This is a genomic window from Streptomyces monticola, assembly GCF_042665355.1.
GTDB classification, from domain to species: Bacteria; Actinomycetota; Actinomycetes; order Streptomycetales; family Streptomycetaceae; genus Streptomyces; species Streptomyces monticola.
On record NZ_JBHTCF010000025.1, the window covers coordinates 14,997 to 35,002 of the forward strand.

Consider the following 20,006-nt stretch of genomic DNA (forward strand, 5'->3'; position numbering starts at 1 on the left):
CCGAGTCAAGTGGGCGATCGTGACCGGCTCGTGACGTGCGGGCATGCGGCTGATACGCGGTTGGCGTGGGAGGGCGGACGGCACGCTCGGAAGTTGTCGCCGAGTGAGTGGTGATGTTGCTCAACTGCCCCTTGAGTGACTTGAGTTCGGGGCTGGGGTGGGGTGCTGGGGGCTTGGCGAAGTCGGGGGCGGTTCCCGGCGCCCCCGAAGGGGCGCGGGGAGCCGCGCGACCAGCCACGACGCACCCGCAGGTGCTCTACCGGACTTCCCGCGGAGCGCTAGGCGGATGGTGCCCCGGTGCCGGACGGGACGCTCGCAGCTGCCCGCTCAAGGGCACTCGCGAGGAGCGCGAGGTCCGTCGGGCCGTTCCCCAGCTCGCGCACCGGGCGGCGGGCCGGCGGGTCGCCCATGCGCTGCCATTCCAGGGGGACGGCCGTGGGACGCAGCGTCGACGTACGCGGGATGCGGCCGGTGACACGGCCTGCCTGGAAGGGGACCGCGGGGCCGTCCGCCGTGTGCAGCCGGCCCCGGCCCGGTGCCGGGTCCTCCGGGGCGGCCGAGGGGGCGTCGAGCACGATGCGCAGGGCCGCCTGGTGGGCGAACTCCGTGTCGGCGGTGCGCTCCGGGCGGCCGGTGGTCGCCATCAGATGCACGCCGAGCCGCTCGCCGTCCCGGACGACGGCCTCCAGAGCGCGGACGACCGAGCCCGCCGACGGCCGCCCCGGCGCTCCGAGCGCGGGCGCCACCAGGGCGTCGATGTCGTCGACGAGCACGACGAGACGGGGGAGGGACGCGTCGGGTCCCGGCTCCTGAGTCTGGCCTGAACTCGCGGATTTCGTACGCAACTTGAGGGTGGTGCTGGGCGGGGTGTCCAGGTCGCCGGAGCCCCCGGAGAGCCCGCCGGGATCCTGGGCGGCGGAGGTCGGCGCGGCCCCGGTGGAGCCGCCGCCCGAGCGGCTGCGCTGGGCCACTATCCGGCCCGATACCGCCCGCTGTGTGTGCCACTCGGCGAAGCCGATCCGGCCGAGCAGCTCCGCGCGGCGCTTCAGCTCGGCGCTCAGCGCCTGGGCGAACTCCCGCATCCGCACCGGGTCGTTGGCCGCGAGATGGGTGGTGACATGCGGCAGATCCGTGCAGACCCGCAGGCCGTCGCCGCGCTCGCCGCCCGCGCCGTCGACCAGGATGAGCCCCAGCCGGTCCGGGCGCTCCGCGGAGGCGAGCGCGGCCGCGGCGGAGCGCAGGAGCTCCGTCCTGCCGCTGCCCGGCGGGCCCTCGGCCAGCAGATGCGGGCCCGATGTCACCAGGTCGGCGCACACGGGGCCGCGGGGGCCCGCCCCGAGCACGGCCTGGGCGCGGCCGCCGAGCGCCTCAGGGTCGTCCGCCGCGGCCGCCCAGCGGGCCATCAGGGACGCCGGGGTGGCCCTGGCGAGGCCCAACTCGTCGAGCAGACGGGCCGCTTGGGGGAGCGGGGCGGCCACGCGTGTGTGCCGCTCGCCGGCGGTGTCCGCGGCCCGCAGCGGTGCGAGTGCGCGGGCGAAGCGCTCCGCCCAGGCGGCGGACACGGCGTCCACCGAGGCGACGGTGCCATGGCCCACAGGGCGGCCCTGGGACGTACGCAGGAGCCGCAGCGCCGTGGCCACATCACCGCTCAGGAGGGCGACGGCACCGCACGCGCGGAAGGCGGGCGAGGAGGCACAGGCCGCTTCATAGGTGGCGGCGACCGGAGACGCGGGTGAGGCGGCGGGCGTCTCGGCGAGGCACACCACGTGGATCCCGGCCGCGGGTCCTTCGGCGGCGAGCCGCACGGTCGCCTCCCGCAGCCCGGCCGAACCGGGGTCGCCGTCGACGACGAGCACCGTGAAGGGGCCGGTGAAGCCGGTGCCCCTGGCGTCCGTGCCCCTGGAGTCGGTGTTCGTGAAGTCCGTGTCCCTGGAGTCGGTGTTCCCGAAGTCCGTGTCCCTGGCGTCCGTGCCCTGTGCGGCGGACAGCGTGGTGCCTTGCGCGGGGGGCCGAGCTTCGTCGGGCGGTCCGGTGACGGTGCCGGACTGTGCGGCGTTCGCCTGTGCGGTGAGCGGGCCCGGCTGGGTGGCGGAGCCGCCCGGCTGTGCCGTGACCGTGCCCGGCTGGGCGGAGAGCCTGTCCTGCTGGCGCTCCTCCAGGCGGCGAAGGAGCTCACCCGTGCGGGCGGCGGCCTGGTCGCGGTCGTACGCGAGGAGCAGCCGGCAGTCCTGGCCGTGCCCGGGCCGCAGATGCGGGAGCCAGCCGAGCCAGGCCCACTGCTCGACGCGCTCCTCGGTGCTGCGGCCCCGGTCGGTGCTGAGCAGCACGATCTCCAGGTCTGTGGGCGCGTGCAGCGCGGCGAGCTGGGCGAGCACCGCGCGGGCGAGCCCGGCCAGGCGCGGCCGCGGTCCGGCGAGCCCCAGGGCGCCGGCCTCGCGAAGGCCGACCGTCACGGGCACGGCCGGGAGCAGGCCCGCGCCGTCGGGCGCCGTCCGGTCCGCGGTGCCCAGACGCACGGCGAGCGCCTCAGGGTGCGCCGGATCGCGCTCCCACAGACGGGGCCCGGGGCCGAGTGCGGTGAGCAGCAGTGTGGACGGGTCGGGCCAGGCCTCGGGTGCGGGTGCCTCGGCGGCCGGAGCGTGCGCCACCGGGCCGGCGGCGGGCGGCGGCTGCTCACCGCGCCCGCCGGTCAGCCGTCTCGCCCAGGCGCTCAGGCCGCCGCGCCTGCGGACCTGCCGCGGCACGGTGGTGCCCCGCGCGGGCGTGCCCGCGCGCTGGGGTGCGGTGCCTTGGGGGTGCCCCTGGTCCTGGGTTTCCTGGCCCTGGTCGTATGCGTGGTCCTGGCCGTGCGGCCCTTCGTAGGCCTCGGACGGGGCGAGGGGTGCGCCGCGGCCGTAGGTCGGATCGCCGGCCGTGGCCGGGGTGCCGCCGTCGCCGTACCCGCTCACCGTCGTCCCTATGGGCGGGGCCAGGAATTCTCCGAGGGAGGACGTGCTCGGTGCGGCGCCTCCGGCATGGGACGTCGCGGGGGAGCCCGCGGGGGCTCCCGGACCGGAACCCGGCAGTCCCGTCCCCGTCCCCGCAGGAGAAGCCGCCCCCAAGTAAGAGGCCGCCTCATCGGCCCCGACCCGCAGATGCCCTTCGCCGTCCGCGACCGCGGGCAGTGCCTCCGACGTGTCCTGTGCGGGGCTCAGGCGGAGTGTGGACTCGCCGATCCGCAGCAGTGCTCCGGGGGAGAGGCGCACGGCCTGCTCGGTGACCGGGCGGCCGTCCACCGCCGTGCCGTTCGTCGAGTTCAGGTCGGCTACCGAGACGCGGCCGTCGGGGCCGACGGTCACCGCGCAGTGCAGCCGGGAGACATCCGGGTCGTCGAGGGGCACGTCCGCGTCGGCGGAGCGGCCGATGCTGATCCGGCCGCCGTGCAGCAGATGAACGCCGCCCGCGTCGGGTCCCGCGACGACATGCAGCCGGGCCGCGGCGCCTTCGGCGGAGGGGGCGGGCTCGGCCGGACCCTGCAGCGAGAGCACCGCGCCGTCGAGCAGCGGGGGCTCACCGAGGGTGGCCTCCCTGGCGTCCAGGCGGTCCGTGCCCGCGTACACCACAGTGGGGCCTTCCGGGATGCCGACCGCGGTGGCCAGGCCGGAGGCCACGGCCGAGAGCGCGGTCCCCGCGGGGGCGGTGACGAGCACGTCACAGGCACGGGGCAGCGCGCCCTGAGCGGACTGCGGTGTCCGGCCGCTGAGCGGCCCGAGGACGGTCAGCCGGATCTGCATCGCCGTCAGCGGTCCCTTCTGCGCGGGTGCCCGGCAGGGGGACGGCCCATGTGACTCCCCCCACCGCACACGGCATGGCTCCGTGCTGCTGTGCATCCTCGCACCTGGCACTGACAACACGCCCGCCACCCACCGGTAAGTGATCTTGATTGGCTGGGTCTGCTCGCAAAAGTGCCTGCACAGGCCTGGTTGGGATCGTTGTTGAAGGTCCCGCGAAGTACTGCTGAAGATCGGCGGCCAAGGGTGACCGAAGATCACGTTCCGGGTCCCGGCAACCAACGGCCGCGAGAGCGCGTCTTTCCTTCGAACCGATGTGTGCCGGTGAGGTGTACCGGTATTGAGCCGGGGCAGGCGACGCCAGACCGGCGACCTGTTCGGCCCCACTACAGTGGATCGGAACACCGAAGAGACAGCCGGTCGGAAAGCCAGGCGGACAGCGGGTCGGGACATCAGGACGTTCCCGGAAATCACCAGGACGCCCGGGTGTCCGTGCCGACCTCAGGACCAGATCGACCCAGATCGACAGGGAGCGCATGACGTGCGGCCGGTAGGCAGCAAGTATCTGCTCGAGGAGCCGCTCGGACGCGGCGCCACGGGCACCGTCTGGCGAGCCCGCCAGCGCGAGACCGCGGGTGCTGAGGCCGCAGTGGCCGGGCAGCCCGGCGAGACCGTCGCGATCAAGGTCCTCAAGGAGGAGCTGGCCAACGACGCGGACGTGGTGATGCGCTTCCTGCGCGAGCGCTCCGTTCTGCTGCGCCTGACGCACGAGAACATCGTCCGCACCCGCGACCTGGTCGTCGAAGGTGATCTCCTCGCCCTCGTCATGGACCTCGTCGAGGGCCCCGACCTGCACCGCTACATCCGTGACAGCGGGCCGATGACCCCGGTCGCGGCCGCGCTGCTCACCGCGCAGATCGCCGACGCCCTGGCCGCGAGCCACGCCGACGGTGTCGTGCACCGGGACCTCAAGCCCGCGAACGTCCTCCTGAAGGACGACGAGGGCGGTATGCGTCCGATGCTCACCGACTTCGGCATCGCGCGCCTCGCCGACTCCCCGGGCCTGACCCGCACCCATGAGTTCGTCGGCACCCCCGCCTATGTGGCGCCCGAGTCCGCCGAGGGCCGCCCGCAGACGTCCGCCGTCGACATCTACGGCGCCGGCATCCTGCTGTACGAGCTGGTCACGGGCCGTCCGCCGTTCGCCGGCGGCACCGCGCTCGAAGTCCTGCACCGGCACCTCAGCGAGGAGCCGCGCCGTCCGACCACCATCCCCGAACCGCTGTGGACGGTCATAGAGCGCTGCCTGCGCAAGAACCCCGACGAGCGGCCCAGCGCCGAGAACCTCGCCCGTGGTCTGCGTACGGTCGCCGACGGCACCGGCGTGCACGCCAACTCGGCGCAGATCGCCGCCGCCGAAGGCGTGGGCGCCCTGCTCGCCCCGGACCCGGCGCCGGCCCATGTCCCCGACACCCCGGGCGCCGCCGACCCGACGCAGGTCCTGCCGAACAACGCGGGCTCGTACGACCCCAACGCGGCGACCAGCGTCATGCAGCACACCGGTGGTGACGGCGGGGGCCAGGGGGCCGACCCGACCGCGGTGCTGCCGCCCGTGCCGCCGCGCCCCGACGGCCCGCCGCAGTCCGACGACCCGCACCCGTGGCAGAACCAGCTGCGGGCCGCCCGCGACCGCAACGACCAGACGCAGGTGCAGTACCTGGACCCGAGCCAGGACCCGCTGCGCCGCCGCCCGCAGCGCCAGCCCCAGCAGCCGCAGGGCGGTTACGGCTACCCGCAGCAGCAGCCTCAGCAGCACCAGCCGCAGCGCTACGCACCCGCGCCGCAGCCCCAGCAGCCGCCGCAGCGCTACGCACCTCCGCAGCAGCCGCCGCCCCAGCAGCCGCGGCCGCCGCGCGAGCCGCGCCGCCGCAGCGCCAACCCGATGCGGATCCCGGGCCTCGGCTGCCTCAAGGGCTGCCTGTTCACGATCGTCATCCTCTTCGTGGCCGGCTGGCTCGTCTGGGAGTTCAGCCCCCTGCAGGGCTGGATCGGCACCACCAAGGGCTACTGGGAGCAGTTGACCGACTGGGTCTCCACGGTGTCCGGCTGGGTCGGCGATCTCGGCGGCAACTCCAAGTGACGATTCCCGCGCGGGACCCCGGAGAACGGGGCCCGCGCGGGAGTGCGTTGGATGAACCCGTCCCGCGCTTCTGGTGACCTATCCCGCGCGAAAACCCCAAGTTCCCGCCCGCCCTGCAGATTTGTCGACGTCTGCAGGGTGATTTCTCCCACGGAAGTGAAGGTTGCCGACTCAGCCGCGTAGCTTTGTCGTCAACAGGAGCCCGTAGGAGCAGTTTTGGCACGGAAAATCGGCAGCCGGTACACCGCCCACCAGATTCTGGGACGCGGTTCCGCCGGCACTGTGTGGCTCGGCGAGGGACCCGAGGGGCCCGTCGCCATCAAGCTGCTGCGCGAGGACCTCGCCTCCGACCAGGAGCTCGTCGGCCGCTTCGTGCAGGAGCGCACCGCGCTGCTCAGCCTTGAGGACCCTCATGTGGTGGGCGTGCGCGACCTGGTGGTCGACGGCAACGACCTCGCTCTGGTGATGGACCTCGTACGGGGCACGGATCTGCGGACCCGCCTGGAGCGGGAGCGCAGGCTCGCCCCCGCGGCGGCGGTCGCCATCGCGGCGGATGTCGCCGACGGCCTGGCCGCCGCGCACGCCGCGGGCATCGTGCACCGCGACGTGAAGCCGGAGAACGTCCTGCTCGACATGCAGGGCCCGCTCGGCCCCGGCGGCGCGCACCCGGCGCTGCTCACCGACTTCGGCGTCGCGAAGCTGGTCGACTCACCCCGCCGCACGCGCGCGACGAAGGTGATCGGCACCCCGGACTATCTGGCCCCCGAGATCATCGAGGGCCTGCCGCCACGGGCGGCGGTCGACATCTACGCCCTGGCGACGGTGCTCTACGAACTCCTCGCCGGATTCACGCCGTTCGGCGGCGGTCACCCCGGAGCGGTGCTGCGCCGGCATGTCACGGAGACGGTGGTTCCGCTTCCGGGCATCCCCGACGAGCTGTGGCAGCTCCTCGTGCAGTGCCTCGCCAAGGCACCCGCGTCCCGCCTGCGCGCGTCGGAACTGGGCGCGCGGCTGCGGGATCAGCTGCCGCTCCTCACAGGCATGGGGCCCCTGGAAGTCGACGAGCCGGACGCGGAGCAGGAGGAGGATTCCTCGTACGCGGAGCAGGAGCCGTACGACCCTGCTCCCGGCACACCGCGGCGCGGCGCCGTCCCGCTCGTGCCGGGCACCGCGACGGACTCCAACCGCGACACCCATACGTCGATGCGGGTGCCGGGCCCCGACGAGCTGGCCGGCGGTGCCCGCGGCACGGCCCGTGCCCCCAGGGCGGCCGGCTCGCCGCGCCCCGGCTCGGCCCGCCATCGCGCCGAGGCCCGGCGCCGGCGTCTGACCCTGGGCGCCGCCGCGGTGGCGCTCGTCGCCGCGGTCGGTGTCGGCAGCTGGCTCGCGACCAGCGGTGACGACGCGGACGCGACCCCCAAGGACGACGACGGCAGCAACCCCACGGCCCCGGCGAACCCCTGAGGCGAGCGGCACCGAGGGCGTCCAGAGGCTCTCGGAAAGGCGGCTGTCCACAGGGGGATAGCGGCGGTTCGCCGAGCCGTTACGCTGGTGTCGTGGCAGTCGTCGATGTTTCCGAAGAGCTCAAGTCCCTCACGTCCACCATGTCGTCCATCGAGGCGGTCCTGGACCTGGACGCGATGAGGGCCGATATCGCCGTGCTCGAGGAGCAGGCCGCGGCACCGTCCCTGTGGGACGACCCGGAGGCGGCCCAGAAGATCACGAGTCGGCTCTCGCACCTGCAGGCCGAGGTCCGCAAGGCGGAGGCCCTGCGCAGCCGGATCGACGACCTGGGCGTGCTCTTCGAGATGGCCGAGGAGGAGGACGACCCGGACACCCGCGCCGAGGCCGAGGCCGAGCTGACCGAGGTCAAGAAGGCCCTCGACGAGATGGAGGTCCGTACCCTCCTCTCCGGTGAGTACGACGCGCGCGAGGCCCTGGTCAACATCCGCGCGGAGGCGGGCGGCGTGGACGCCGCCGACTTCGCCGAGCAGCTCCAGCGCATGTACCTGCGCTGGGCCGAGCGCCACGGCTACGGCACAGAGGTCTACGAGACGTCGTACGCAGAAGAGGCCGGCATCAAGTCGACCACCTTCGTCGTCAAGGCCCCCTATGCCTACGGCACGCTCTCCGTCGAGCAGGGCACCCACCGCCTCGTGCGGATCTCGCCGTTCGACAACCAGGGCCGCCGTCAGACCTCCTTCGCCGGCGTCGAGGTCCTGCCGGTCGTCGAGTCCAGCGACCACGTCGAGATCGACGAGTCCGAGCTGCGCATCGATGTGTACCGCGCCTCGGGCCCCGGCGGCCAGGGCGTCAACACCACCGACTCCGCGGTCCGCATCACCCACATCCCGACCGGCATCGTGGTCTCCTGTCAGAACGAGCGCTCGCAGATCCAGAACAAGGCGAGCGCGATGAACGTCCTGCAGGCCAAGCTCTTGGAGCGCCGCCGTCAGGAGGAGCAGGCCAAGATGGACGCCCTCAAGGGCGACGGCGGCAACTCCTGGGGAAACCAGATGCGTTCGTACGTTCTGCACCCTTACCAGATGGTGAAGGACCTGCGCACCGAGTTCGAGGTCGGTAATCCGCAGTCCGTGCTCGACGGCGAGATCGACGGCTTCCTTGAGGCCGGTATCCGCTGGCGTAAGCAGCAGGAGAAGTAGTCGGCGAAAGCCGCAGCACAGCGGCCCTTTATCGACAAGGCAACTGCCGCCCAAGAGAGCTTTCTCGGGCGGCAGTTGCCTTTTGCGTCACAGTCGCATCTCCCTACTACGGTCAACTCACTTCATAACGGACATCCCACCCGCAACGGCCTTGACGCTGCCTTTAATTCTGGGAAAGCTGGCGCGCGGCATGCGTATTACTGGGGCGCGTGTGACGGGGGCCGGATGACTACTCCCAACAGCCTTCGCCCTGGGCGCTGCTCCACTGACGAAACAGCTACTGGGGGTAGCAGCAGATGACGAAGAAGACGCGGATCCGCGTTGCGCGGATAGCCGCCGGTGCGGTGATCGCGGCCGGTGCTTCGCTGGCCGCGGCCGGCGCCGCTTCCGCCGTGGGCATCGATGTCGACCTTCCGGGCGGCGGCGGTGTCAACGTGGGCGTCGGAGAGGACGGCGCGAATGTCGGCGTCGAACTCCCCGGCGGCGATGACGGCGACGAGCCGACGGACCCGCCCACGGGCCTCCCGACGGACCCGCCGACCGATCTCCCCACCGACCCGCCGACCGACCTCCCGACGGACCCCACGGACCCGACGGACGAGCCGACGGACCCCACGGACCCGACGGACGAGCCCACCGACCCGACGGAGCCCACGGACCCGACCGACGAGCCCACCGACCCGGGTAACGGCAACGGCAACGGTGGCAACAACGGCGGCGGCAACGACAACACCAACCCTGACGGCGGCAACCAGCCGGTCGAGCAGGGCCAGGGCAAGGAGGGCCTGACGGACACCGCTCCGCAGACCCCCGCCGACACGGGCAAGGACAAGGGCGAGCTCGCCGAGACGGGCGCGGCCGAGACCACCTACCTGCTGATCGGTGCCGCCACGATGATCGCGGGCGGTATCGGCTTCCGCATGCTGCCGCGTGTGGTCGCCGGCCGTAACGCCGCTGCCTGATCACTGGCAGTAGCCAAGCGGTACCAGCGGTAAGCGAAAGGGCCCGGAGCGAAAGCTCCGGGCCCTTTCGTGCTGTCCGAAGGGGGGTGTGCCTGGTGTCTGGAGGCGGTCATGCAGGTCATGCAGGTCATGCAGGTCGTGCAGGCGGGGCTCAGGCCGCCTGGTGGGCCAGGAGGGCCATGGCGCCGATCAGCATCACCAGAAGCGCTATCAACGCGACGGGGTTGAGGCCGGCGAAAAGGCCGCCCTGCTGCATCCGCTCGCGGTTCGCCCGGCATACGGGGCAGCGCCCTTCGCTCACCGGTGCCGCGCAGTTCGCGCACACCAACCTGTCAAAGGTCATGCCGCCTCCTCCTCCCGCGCGGCGAAGCCGCAATGCAGTCTGCTCGCGCCGCAATGCATGAGTCTGCTCCGCACAACGCTCAGGGAAACGCAACCGTTCCCCCTACCACTGTGCCAGCTTCCCCGGATTTCGGCGCGCCCCGCCGGAAGTCGTCTGATTCCGCCCGATGTGTTCTCGGTCGCACCAGGGTCAGATCCGTGAGAAAACGCGCAACCAAGGACGCCGACTGCGCCGCGCACTCCGCTTCGCGTAGGGTCTCGCTCACCTACCCCCGGCGACCCGTGGTGCATCCGTGATCCGATTCGACAACGTCTCCAAGACCTACCCCAAGCAGACCCGTCCTGCTCTGAGGGATGTCTCCCTCGAGATCGAGAGGGGCGAGTTCGTCTTCCTGGTGGGGTCTTCCGGCTCCGGTAAGTCCACCTTCCTGCGGCTGATCCTGCGCGAGGAGCGGGCCAGCCACGGCCAGGTGCACGTCCTGGGCAAGGACCTGGCGCGCCTGTCCAACTGGAAGGTGCCGCACATGCGCCGCCAGCTGGGCACCGTCTTCCAGGACTTCCGGCTGCTGCCCAACAAGACCGTCGGCGAGAACGTCGCCTTCGCGCTCGAAGTGATCGGCAAGCCGCGCGGCACCATCCGCAAGACGGTCCCCGAGGTGCTCGACCTGGTCGGGCTCGGCGGCAAGCAGGACCGGATGCCCGGCGAGCTGTCCGGCGGTGAGCAGCAGCGCGTGGCCATCGCCCGCGCCTTCGTGAACCGGCCGATGCTGCTGATCGCGGACGAGCCCACCGGCAACCTGGACCCGCAGACCTCCGTCGGCATCATGAAGCTGCTCGACCGCATCAACCGGACCGGGACCACCGTGGTGATGGCCACCCACGACCAGCAGATCGTGGACCAGATGCGCAAGCGCGTCATCGAGCTGGAGAAGGGCCGCCTCGTCCGCGACCAGTCGCGCGGCGTCTACGGCTACCAGCACTGAGCACGAGCCCCAAGCAGTAGCGGGCAGCTACGAGAAGCACTGAAAGGACGCCATGCGCGCCCAATTCGTCCTGTCGGAGATCGGCGTCGGTCTCCGCCGTAATCTCACGATGACCTTCGCGGTCATCGTCTCCGTCGCCCTCTCCCTGGCTCTGTTCGGCGGCTCGCTGCTCATGCGCGACCAGGTGAGCACCATGAAGGGCTACTGGTACGACAAGGTCAACGTCGCCATCTTCTTCTGCAACAAGGGAGATGCCGAAACCGACCCGAAGTGCACCAAGGGCGCGGTCACCGCGGAGCAGAAGAAGACGATCGAATCCGATCTGGACAAGATGCCGGTCGTCGAGAACGTCATCCACGAGTCGAGCGACGAGGCGTACAAGCACTACAAGGAGCAGTTCGGCGACTCGCCCCTGGTCAACTCGCTCACCCCGGACCAGATGCAGGAGTCGTACCGCATCAAGCTGAAGGACCCCGAGAAGTACCAGGTGATCGCCAGTGCCTTCTCGGACCGGCCGGGTGTGCAGTCCGTGCAGGACCAGCGCAAGACCGTCGACAACCTCTTCGAGCTGCTCAACGGCATGAACTACGCGGCGCTCGCGGTGATGGCCCTGATGCTGATCGTCGCCCTGATGCTGATCGTCAATACCGTGCGCGTCTCGGCGTTCAGCCGCAGACGTGAGACCGGCATCATGCGGCTCGTCGGCGCGTCCAGCTTCTATATCCAGATGCCGTTCATCCTGGAGGCCGCCTTCGCGGGGCTGCTCGGTGCCGGTGTCGCCTGCGTGATGCTGGTGATCGGCCGCTACTTCCTGATCGACCACGGCCTTGCGCTCGCCGACAAGCTGCAGTTGATCCAGTTCGTCGGCTGGGACCAGGTGATCGCCACCCTGCCGTACATCCTTGTGATCGGTTTGCTGATGCCCGCGATGGCAGCGTTCCTCGCGCTGCGCAAGTACCTCAAGGTGTGACACATGTCCAGGGCGCCGTGCGGTCAACCGGCCGTGCGGCGCCCTGCGTTGTCCTAGACTCACCGTCATGTCGGGCCCCGATATGTTCTCCCGGCCCCGCCGCATCCGCCGCGGGGCGGCCCTGACATTGGTCTTCGCGAGTGTTCTCGCGACCGGTGCCGCGACCGGCTCCTGGAGTGACCAAGGCCGGAAAGCCCCTGATCTGTCCGTCCGTTCGGCAGCCGCGGCGAGCGACGACCGGGTGACCGACGCCGCCGCCGAGGCGATGGCCGACGGCAAGTCGCCGAGCGAGGCCGCCGAGGAGGCGGTCAGCCGCAGCGGCGACCGCTGGGGCGCGGTCTACGACGAGGCCGAGTACCGCGCCTTCGAGGACGAGCTCGACGGCGAGTACATCGGCGTGGGCCTGTGGACCCGCCGCACCGGGAGCGGGTCGATCGAGGTGACCCGGGTGCAGCGTGGCGGCCCCGCCGACCGCGCCGGGATCAGCGCGGGCGACCGGGTGCGCGCCATCGACGGCCACCGCATAGAGGGCCGTCCCGTCAGTGAGGTCGTCCACCGCCTGCGCGGTGACGCCGCCGACCCGGGCAGCGAAGTGGAGATCGGCCTGCAGCGCGGCACGCGCGCGTGGACCCAGAAACTGCGCCGGGCCCGCCTGGCGTCCCCTTCGGTCACCGTCAGGAACCTCGACGGCGGCACCCTGCTGATCAAGGTCACCGCCTTCACCAAGGGATCGGGGGAGCGGGTGCGCGAGGCGGTCCGCTCGGCCCCGCACGGCACCGGAGTCCTGCTCGACCTGCGGGGCAACGCGGGCGGCCTGGTCGCGGAGGCCGTGCTCGCCGCGTCCGCCTTCCTGGACGGCGGCCTCGTGGCGACGTACGGCGTACGGGGAGAGCAGCGTGCCCTGCACGCGGAGTCCGGCGGCGACACGGACAGACCGCTGGTCGCGCTCGTCGACGGCGGCACGATGAGCGCGGCCGAACTCCTGGCGGGAGCCCTGCAGGACCGCGGTCGTGCGGTGGTCGTGGGCTCCCGGACCTTCGGCAAGGGCTCGGTGCAGATGCCGAGCAGACTCCCCGACGGCTCGGTCGCCGAACTCACCGTCGGCCACTACCGCACCCCGTCCGGCCGGGTCGTCGACGGCCGTGGCATCACCCCCGACCTCGAGGTGGCCGAGGGCGCGGAGTCCAGGGCCCGCACAGTATTGAGTGGCCTCGGCACCCCCTCGTAGTGCGAAAATGGCCGCACTATGGCTACCAAGAAAAAGGGCAAGGACAAGGACACGGGCGACGGTCGCAAGATCATCGCCCAGCACAAGAAGGCCCGGCACGACTACCTCATCCTCGACACGTACGAGTGCGGCATCGTCCTGACCGGCACCGAGGTCAAGTCGCTGCGCCAGGGGCGGGCTTCGCTCGCGGACGGCTTCGTGCAGATCGACGGCCACGAGGCCTGGCTGCACAACGTGCACGTGCCGGAGTACACCCAGGGCACCTGGACCAACCACGCCGCGCGGCGCAAGCGCAAGCTCCTCATGCACCGCGCGGAGATCGACAAGCTCGAGTCCAAGTCGCAGGAGTCGGGGCACACCATCGTGCCGCTGGCGCTCTACTTCAAGGGCGGCCGGGCCAAGGTCGAGATCGCTCTGGCCAAGGGCAAGAAGGAGTACGACAAGCGGCAGACGCTGCGCGAGAAGCAGGACCGGCGTGAGACGGACCGGGCGATCGCCGCGGTGAAGCGGCGGCAGCGGGCCTGAGCCCGTGACGCGGGCCGTGCCACCGTGCCGGCCGCGGGAAATAAGCTGGCACCGTCGTGCGTTGTTCACGTACGATGGAGCACGCTCCGCTGGTGACGGAGCACCCGGACTCCGAGCTCAAGCTCACGGTCCACTTTGAAAAATCAACATGGGGATGATCGGTTTCGACAGCGGATGTCGAAGCAGGGGAAGCGTGTCGAGGAAGCGGCAATGATCTCGTTAACCATATGTCGCAACCAATAATCGCCAACACCAAGAGCGATTCCCAGTCCTTCGCCCTCGCTGCCTAATAAGCAGTGACTGAAGGACCCTAAAAGGGTGTCAGCCCGGGGATGTTCCCGACCCGGATCCTGGCATAATCTAGGGAACTAAACCGTTACGCCCGGTCACGGGGCATAGCGGGAAATCAAACAGTGGCTGAGCCCGTCGGAGACTTGTTCGCGTGATCTCCGGGGCTGAGAAAATCGCAGCGAACTGCACACGGAGAAGCCCTGATTCCACACCGTTGGACGCGGGTTCGATTCCCGCCATCTCCACGGTTCATCCCATGTGATGGGAAAGGCCCCCGCCACTCAGTGGCGGGGGCCTTTTCATGTCTTCTCGCCCTGGGGCGCGCTCACTTGACGATCGGGAACGCCAGATACTTCGGATACCGGAACGGCTCCAGGCGGCCGGCCTTCACCATGCCGGCGATGCTGTACGCGGCGCCGAGAGCCAGATAGGCGAGGGCCGCGACGCCCGCCGTCACGAGGACGGCGACGACCGCCCAGTCCGCGGTGCCCGCCGAGAGCACCGTCAGGGCGAGCCAGGCGGCGAAGCCGGCGAGCCAGACCATGAGCTGGGTCAGTACGAAGTTCAGAGCCGTGGTCGCGTGGCTGCGGGTGTGCTCGTCCTTCGCGGACACCTTGATGCACAGGGCCGGGATCCAGGCCAGATACGGAAAACCGGTGATCAGGCACAGGACGTGTGACAGATGGCTGAACAGTGCGCCGGTGGTGGGCATCGCGCGGACAGCGGCGGGCTCTGTGCTCACGCCCGTGGTGGTGGGTGTGGATGTGGTCACGTGAATGACTCCGTACTGCTCTCCCCCTGATTTCGCTTTCCACATTAGGGGCGGTTATTCACGGCGATACGGATGATTCGTAACGAAACTCCTGCGCTTGTGCGGCGCTCCCATTCCGAGGGGGTCTCGTTGTGGTGTCCGCAGCCATATCGGGGGCCCGGGGGCGGTCCTACGGTCCCTCCGCATGACATCGATCAGAGTCGCGCTTCTCACCGTCCTGACCGCCCTGGCAGCCGTCGGCGCGGTGCTGCTGCCCGCGCCGAGCGCCGGCGCCGCCGCGTCCCTGGAGCCCGTGACCGGCTTCGGGTCCAACCCCGGAGCGCTGAAGATGTACCGCTACGCCCCCGAGGGGCTGCCCGCCGGGCGGCCCGTGGTCGTCGTACTGCACGGCTGCACCCAGGACGCCGCCGGATACGGGCCCGGCAGCGGCTGGACCGAGCTCGCCGACCGCTGGGGGTTCTCCGTCGTCGTGCCCGAGCAGCAGTCCGCCAACAACGCGAGCAGGTGCTTCAACTGGTTCCAGACGGGCGACAGTTCACGGGGTCAGGGGGAGGCGTCGTCCGTCGCGCAGATGGTCGACCGGCAGCTCGCGGACGCCTCGGGGGACGCCGGCCGCGTCTATGTCACCGGGCTCTCCGGGGGCGGCGCCATGGCGGCCGTGATGATGGCCGCCTACCCGGACAAGTTCGCCGCGGGCGGGATCGTCGCGGGGATTCCGTACGGCTGCGCGCAGGCCGCCGGATCGCCGTTCGTGTGCCTGTCCGTGGGCGCGACGCAGACGCCGAAGCAGTGGGGCGACCGGGTGCGGGCCGCGTACCCCGGCCACACCGGGCCCTGGCCGCGTCTGACCGTCGTGCACGGCAGCGCCGACACCACGGTCAAGCCGGTCAATATGGGCGATCTCGTCGAGCAGTGGACCGATGTGCACGGCGCCGACCAGCGCCCGGATGTCAGTGACACCGTCGGCGGCCATCCCCACCAGGTGTTCAAGGGCCCGGACGGCAGCGGCGTCGTGGAGACGTACAGCATCACCGGCATGGGGCACGGGCAGCCCGTCGACCCCGGCACGGGCGCCGAGCAGTGCGGGACGGCCGGGGCGTATCTCCTGGACGTCGACCTGTGCGCGGCCTACCGGCTCGGGAAGGGGTGGGGTCTCGGCTGAGGCGGGGAGCGTGGAAGGGCCGTGGAAGAACCGTAGGAGAAACGGTTCGGTGGGGCGTCTGTCGCGGCGGGCGGCTTTCCGGGATCCTCCCGTGCCATGAGCAGACCTGGGAGAACCAACTTCCGTGCGCGCGCCGCGGTTTGGCCCGCCCTCATCGGCCTCGCGGCCACCCTCACCTGGAGTTCCCCCGCCGGCGCGGACGTCGAGGCCGTCCGCGCCGGCCTACCCGAGGCCATCGACACGATCCTCGCCGACCCGCGGATGGACGGCGGGGCGGCGAGTGTCGTGATCGCCGACGCCACGACCGGCGAGACCCTCTACCGGCACAAGCCGAGCGGGCGCCTCATGCCCGCCTCCAACACCAAGCTGCCCACCTCCGCCGCGGCGGCGGCCCTGCTGGGCCCCGACTACCGCTTCTCCACCGACGCCCTCGCCCACGGCAAGCGGCAGGGCTCCGTGCTCGCCGGTGACCTGTATCTGCGCGGCAGCGGCGATCCGACCGCACTCGCCGCCGACTACGACCGGCTCGCGGCCGATGTCGCGAAGTCGGGGGTCAGGACGGTGACCGGACGCCTCGTCGCCGACGACACCCGGTTCGACGACCAGCGGCTCGGCCGGTCCTGGGCGGCCGACGACGAGTCCTCGTACTACTCGGCGCAGATCTCCGCGCTGACGGTCGCACCCGATACGGACTACGACTCGGGGACGGTGATCGTGGAGGCGTTCCCGGGCGCCGCCGCGGGCGAGCGGCCGCGGATCGCGCTCTCACCGAGGACGGGCTACGTCGAGATCGACAACCGGGCCAGGACCGTCGCCGCGGGGGAGCGCGACACCCTCGCCGTCGAGCGGGTGCACGGCACCAACACCATCGCGGTCACCGGGAACATCCCCGTCGGCGCCGACCCCACCAAGGAGTGGGTGACCGTCTGGGAGCCCACCGGGTACGCGGCCGCCGTCTTCCGGGACGCGCTCGCCGACCACGGGGTGCGGGTGGTGGGCCGTACCCGGCTCGGCCAGGCCACGCCCAAGGAGGCGAAGCCGCTCGCAGGGCACCGCTCCATGCCGCTCAAGGACCTCTTGGTGCCGTTCATGAAGCTCTCCAACAACATGCACGCCGAGGCGCTCACCAAGGCCATGGGGTACGAGGCGACCGGCAGCGGCAGCTGGAGCGCGGGCCTCGCCGCCATCGACGGGTTCCTGAAGAAGGAGGGCGTCGACTCGGGCAAGCTGCGGCAGGTGGACGGATCGGGGCTTTCCCGGATGAACAACTTCCCGGCCGATCAGCTGGCGAAGCTGCTTCTGTCGGTGCGGGACGCGCCCTGGTTCGCGGACTGGCACCGCTCGCTCCCGGTGGCCTGCGACCCGGACCGGTTCGTGGGCGGCACCCTGCGCTCACGGATGTGCGGCACCCCCGCGGCGCTCAACGCCCGTGCGAAGACCGGGTCGTTGACGGGTGCCTCGGCGCTCTCCGGCTACGTGAAGGACGCCGACGGACGTGAGCTGGTCTTCAGCGTCGTCCTGAACAACTACCTCGCCTCGTCCGTGAAGAGCATCGAGGACGCGATCGTGGTGACGCTCGCGAAATCGACCTCTAAGGAGACGGTTTTGACGCGGCCTCAGCAGGCACAGTCACCGTCACGTACGGAACGTGCGGCTGATTCCGGCGGCGCCGACGTCGAGTGTTCCTGGCGCAAGCCGCAGCAATGCTGAACAGGAGCAGGGCGAGGGCGGCCGCGGCGACCGGGACGAGGTAGCCCGCGCCCGCCCCGAAGCGCTCCACCGTCCAGCCGCCGCCCGCGCTGCCGCAGGCGATGCCCCCGAGCAGGCCGGTCACGGCGAGGGTCATGCCCTCGTTGGTCCGCCCCTCGGGGGTGCGGGCCTGCACCAGGGTCATACCGGTCACCATGGTCGGCGCGGTGGCCATCCCGGCGAGCAGCAGCGCCCCGGCGAGGGCGAGCAGCGCGCCGGTCGAGGCGGCGAGCAGCGGCAGCGTCATGAGGGCCGTCATCGCGGCGAGGCAGTACAGGAAGCGGCGGTTCGCGGGGCCCGCGGGTTTCAGGGCGCCGTAGAGGAGGCCCGCCGCACAGGACCCCGCCGCCTGCAGGGCCAGGACGAGACCCGCGGCCGACGCCTGGCCGCGCTCGTCGGCGTAGGCCACCGTCACCACCTCCATCGAGCCGAAGACGGCGCCGGTGGCGAGGAAGACGGTCAGCAGGGGCAGCATTCCGGGCGCCCCTATGGGGGAGCGGGTGGTGGGGGTACGGCGGTGGGGCGGCGGTTCCGTCGAGCGCTGGGCGGCGAAGAGCAGCACGCCGGTGAGCAGGAGGACCGCGCCGGTGAGGGTGCCCGCCTCCGGGAAGAGCGAGGTGCACAGGAGCGCCGCGACGACCGGGCCCAGCATGAAGCAGAGCTCGTCCGCCGCCTGCTCGAAGGAGTTGGCGGTGTGCAGCCGGTCCGGGTCCCCCTTGTAGAGGTGCTGCCAGCGGGCGCGGGACATGCCGCCGGTGTTGGGCGTCGTGGCGGTGAGGGCGTAGGCGGCGAACAGGGTCCAGGCGGGCGCCTCCAGGCGGACGCACAGGGCGAGGGTGAGCGAGCCGAGCGCCGCGAGTGCCGTGGCGGGTACGGCTATCCGGGCCTGGCCGTGCCGGTCCACCAGGCGCGCGGTGTACGGGGCGACCACGGCGGTGGCGGCGAGGCCGGTCGCGGTGACGGCGCCGGCGAGGGCGTAGGAGCCATAGCCGCCGGCGATCATGATGACGGCGCTGACGCTGAACATGCCCATGGGGAGGCGGGCGACGAGGTTGCCGAGGGTGAAGGCCCGGGTGCCGGGCACTTCGAAGAGGCGGGCGTACGGATTGGCCATGGATCAAGGTTCGGCGCGGCCGCATCGGCCCGTCCAACACCTGGTGAGCGCCCATTCACGCACCTGGGTTGTGAGTGGCGTGTGCGCCGGTGCCGTGCGCAGGACATGCATCAGTGCCGTGCGCAGGACATGCATCAGTGCCGTGCGTGGCATGCGTACCTGAGCGATGAGCAATTCACGCGCCTGCGCTGTAAGTTCCGGCCATGCCGCGTGACATAGACCCCCGCCTCCTGCGCGCCTTCCTCGCCGTCGCGGACGAGCTGCACTTCACCCGGGCGGCGGCCCGGCTCTTCGTCGCCCAGCAGGCCCTGAGCCGTGATGTGCGGCGCTTGGAGCGGGAGTTGGGGGTCGAGCTGTTCGTACGGACGACGCGGCAGGTGACTCTCACCGCCGATGCGGAGCGGCTCGTTCCGTATGCGCGTGGGGTCCTCGACGCGCAGGAGGCGCTGCTCGCCGCCACGGGCGCCGGGCGGCCGCTGCTCGTGGATGTGAACAGCCCGGGCCTCGTCGGCGAGCGGATCCTCGCGCGGGCCCGCGAACGCACCCCCGAGTGCGAGCTGATGACCCGCTACGAGAGCGGGCTCACCGGCGCCGCGGCCGGGCTCGCCGCCGGACGCCTCGACGCGTCCTTCGGGCGGTACGCGGGCCTGGCCCCCGCCGTGCGGGCGCAGTTGGCGCAGCAGCCGGTGCGGTACGAGCCGATGGGCGTGATGCTGCCCGTGGACCATCCGCTGGCGGGGCGGTCCGAGGTGCCGCTCGGCGCGCTCGCGGGCGAGACCGTGTACGCGGGCGCAGGCAACGACCGCACCCTGGAGTGGACCGACCTGGCCCGCCAACTCTTCGACGGGCGCGGCATCTTGGTCGCTCCGCCCGCGCCGCTCGCCGTGGGCGTGGAGGAGTTCCGGCGGATCATGGCCAAGACCCGTCACCCGGTGCTCACCGTCCTCGGCTTTCCGGCCATGCCCGGGTGTGTGCTCCGGCCGCTGGTCTCGCCGGTGCCCCTGTCACCGGTGTCGCTGGTGTGGCGCAAGGGGCTCAGGCATCCGGGACTTGACGCGTTGAGGGCCGTCTGCCGGGAGATGGGTGAGGAGGAAGGATGGCTCAGACGGCCTGCAGAAGCATGGATTCCGGCCACAGATACACGCATCATGATGAGTCAGGACTGACCGAGAAATACGGCTGTCACCGCCGTGCGCTACATTCTTTGCTCCGGGCGCAGTGGGTCAAGGGGGGCGCTCGGGCCGGGTGGGGGCCCGGTCCGGCGGCGAGTGCCCGGTCTCGCGCGTGCGCCCGATTCAGTCACTGGGGGATGGGCGTACGACAGTGGAGCATTGG

The 20,006-nt window shown here is 71.4% G+C and carries 15 protein-coding genes and 1 other RNA gene; 12 read left to right on the forward strand and 4 right to left on the reverse strand.

What is annotated here, in order from left to right; genetic code table 11:
* Nucleotides 1-278 precede the first annotated feature (278 nt).
* Nucleotides 279-3,773 carry an FHA domain-containing protein gene (locus ACFQVC_RS37050; protein ID WP_381839151.1) on the reverse strand — a complete coding sequence of 1,165 codons (3,495 nt, stop codon included), beginning with the start codon at nt 3,771-3,773 and terminating at the stop codon, nt 279-281.
* Nucleotides 3,774-4,311: 538 nt separating this feature from the next.
* On the opposite strand from ACFQVC_RS37050, the gene ACFQVC_RS37055 reads away from it, so the two are divergent.
* The 4 genes from ACFQVC_RS37055 (at nt 4,312) to ACFQVC_RS37070 (ending at nt 9,535) form a co-directional block, all read left to right on the forward strand.
* A complete protein-coding gene (locus ACFQVC_RS37055; protein ID WP_381839154.1) occupies nt 4,312-5,910 on the forward strand; it encodes a serine/threonine-protein kinase in 1,599 nt (532 codons plus the stop codon).
* 216 nt (nt 5,911-6,126) lie between these two features.
* Nucleotides 6,127-7,374, forward strand: a complete 1,248-nt coding sequence (locus tag ACFQVC_RS37060) for a serine/threonine-protein kinase (RefSeq protein ID WP_381839157.1) — start codon at nt 6,127-6,129, stop codon at nt 7,372-7,374.
* Between the two features lie 92 nt (nt 7,375-7,466).
* Nucleotides 7,467-8,573, forward strand: coding sequence for a peptide chain release factor 2 (gene prfB, locus ACFQVC_RS37065; protein WP_381839160.1), 1,107 nt, complete (start codon nt 7,467-7,469; stop codon nt 8,571-8,573).
* A gap of 296 nt (nt 8,574-8,869) precedes the next feature.
* Nucleotides 8,870-9,535, forward strand: a complete 666-nt coding sequence (locus ACFQVC_RS37070) for a hypothetical protein (RefSeq protein ID WP_381839163.1) — start codon at nt 8,870-8,872, stop codon at nt 9,533-9,535.
* Between the two features lie 151 nt (nt 9,536-9,686).
* On the opposite strand, the gene ACFQVC_RS37075 is transcribed toward ACFQVC_RS37070, so the two are convergent.
* Complete coding sequence (locus tag ACFQVC_RS37075; protein WP_381839166.1) at nt 9,687-9,878, reverse strand: hypothetical protein; 192 nt, start codon at nt 9,876-9,878, stop codon at nt 9,687-9,689.
* A gap of 292 nt (nt 9,879-10,170) precedes the next feature.
* Here ACFQVC_RS37075 and ftsE point away from each other — a divergent pair, with 292 nt between their 5' ends.
* The 5 genes from ftsE to ssrA all read left to right on the forward strand — a co-directional run bounded on the left by ftsE (nt 10,171) and on the right by ssrA (nt 14,122).
* Nucleotides 10,171-10,860 (forward strand): cell division ATP-binding protein FtsE, encoded by a 690-nt coding sequence (ftsE, locus tag ACFQVC_RS37080; RefSeq protein WP_381839169.1) that lies wholly within the window; start codon nt 10,171-10,173, stop codon nt 10,858-10,860.
* A 52-nt stretch (nt 10,861-10,912) separates the two neighbouring features.
* The gene (ftsX, locus tag ACFQVC_RS37085) at nt 10,913-11,830 is read left to right on the forward strand and encodes a permease-like cell division protein FtsX (RefSeq protein ID WP_381839172.1); all 918 of its coding nucleotides are present in this window, start codon (nt 10,913-10,915) and stop codon (nt 11,828-11,830) included.
* 67 nt (nt 11,831-11,897) lie between these two features.
* Nucleotides 11,898-13,058: a S41 family peptidase gene (locus tag ACFQVC_RS37090; protein ID WP_381839175.1), complete on the forward strand. Its 1,161-nt coding sequence runs from the start codon at nt 11,898-11,900 to the stop codon at nt 13,056-13,058.
* A gap of 18 nt (nt 13,059-13,076) precedes the next feature.
* Entirely contained in the window at nt 13,077-13,583 is a 507-nt protein-coding gene (smpB, locus tag ACFQVC_RS37095) for an SsrA-binding protein SmpB (RefSeq protein ID WP_381839178.1), read from the forward strand.
* 150 nt (nt 13,584-13,733) lie between these two features.
* Nucleotides 13,734-14,122: a transfer-messenger RNA gene (gene ssrA / locus ACFQVC_RS37100) on the forward strand.
* 77 nt (nt 14,123-14,199) lie between these two features.
* On the opposite strand, the gene ACFQVC_RS37105 is transcribed toward ssrA, so the two are convergent.
* Nucleotides 14,200-14,646: a magnetosome magnetite crystal formation protein family gene (locus tag ACFQVC_RS37105; RefSeq protein WP_381839181.1), complete on the reverse strand. Its 447-nt coding sequence runs from the start codon at nt 14,644-14,646 to the stop codon at nt 14,200-14,202.
* Between the two features lie 184 nt (nt 14,647-14,830).
* Here ACFQVC_RS37105 and ACFQVC_RS37110 point away from each other — a divergent pair, with 184 nt between their 5' ends.
* Nucleotides 14,831-15,808 carry an extracellular catalytic domain type 1 short-chain-length polyhydroxyalkanoate depolymerase gene (locus ACFQVC_RS37110; RefSeq protein ID WP_381839184.1) on the forward strand — a complete coding sequence of 326 codons (978 nt, stop codon included), beginning with the start codon at nt 14,831-14,833 and terminating at the stop codon, nt 15,806-15,808.
* 96 nt (nt 15,809-15,904) lie between these two features.
* On the forward strand, nt 15,905-17,518 hold the full coding sequence (gene dacB / locus ACFQVC_RS37115; RefSeq protein WP_381839187.1) for a D-alanyl-D-alanine carboxypeptidase/D-alanyl-D-alanine endopeptidase: 1,614 nt from the start codon (nt 15,905-15,907) through the stop codon (nt 17,516-17,518).
* On the opposite strand, the gene ACFQVC_RS37120 is transcribed toward dacB, so the two are convergent.
* Complete coding sequence (locus tag ACFQVC_RS37120) at nt 17,400-18,671, reverse strand: MFS transporter (protein WP_381839190.1); 1,272 nt, start codon at nt 18,669-18,671, stop codon at nt 17,400-17,402. The genes dacB and ACFQVC_RS37120 overlap by 119 nt on opposite strands.
* Before the next feature lie 203 nt (nt 18,672-18,874).
* Between ACFQVC_RS37120 and ACFQVC_RS37125 the strand changes: the two genes are divergently transcribed.
* Complete coding sequence (locus ACFQVC_RS37125; protein WP_381839193.1) at nt 18,875-19,837, forward strand: LysR family transcriptional regulator; 963 nt, start codon at nt 18,875-18,877, stop codon at nt 19,835-19,837.
* Nucleotides 19,838-20,006: the final 169 nt, after the last annotated feature.

What these genes read in the sequence shown, in the direction of transcription:
- ACFQVC_RS37050 (WP_381839151.1), bottom strand. Translation starts at nt 3,773, where the DNA reads ATGCAGATCCGGCTGACCGTCCTCGGGCCGCTCAGCGGCCGGACACCG.
- ACFQVC_RS37070 (WP_381839163.1), top strand. Translation starts at nt 8,870, where the DNA reads ATGACGAAGAAGACGCGGATCCGCGTTGCGCGGATAGCCGCCGGTGCG.
- ACFQVC_RS37075 (WP_381839166.1), bottom strand. Translation starts at nt 9,878, where the DNA reads ATGACCTTTGACAGGTTGGTGTGCGCGAACTGCGCGGCACCGGTGAGC.
- ftsX (WP_381839172.1), top strand. Translation starts at nt 10,913, where the DNA reads ATGCGCGCCCAATTCGTCCTGTCGGAGATCGGCGTCGGTCTCCGCCGT.
- ACFQVC_RS37090 (WP_381839175.1), top strand. Translation starts at nt 11,898, where the DNA reads ATGTCGGGCCCCGATATGTTCTCCCGGCCCCGCCGCATCCGCCGCGGG.
- smpB (WP_381839178.1), top strand. Translation starts at nt 13,077, where the DNA reads ATGGCTACCAAGAAAAAGGGCAAGGACAAGGACACGGGCGACGGTCGC.
- ACFQVC_RS37110 (WP_381839184.1), top strand. Translation starts at nt 14,831, where the DNA reads ATGACATCGATCAGAGTCGCGCTTCTCACCGTCCTGACCGCCCTGGCA.
- dacB (WP_381839187.1), top strand. Translation starts at nt 15,905, where the DNA reads ATGAGCAGACCTGGGAGAACCAACTTCCGTGCGCGCGCCGCGGTTTGG.
- ACFQVC_RS37120 (WP_381839190.1), bottom strand. Translation starts at nt 18,671, where the DNA reads ATGGCCAATCCGTACGCCCGCCTCTTCGAAGTGCCCGGCACCCGGGCC.
- ACFQVC_RS37125 (WP_381839193.1), top strand. Translation starts at nt 18,875, where the DNA reads ATGCCGCGTGACATAGACCCCCGCCTCCTGCGCGCCTTCCTCGCCGTC.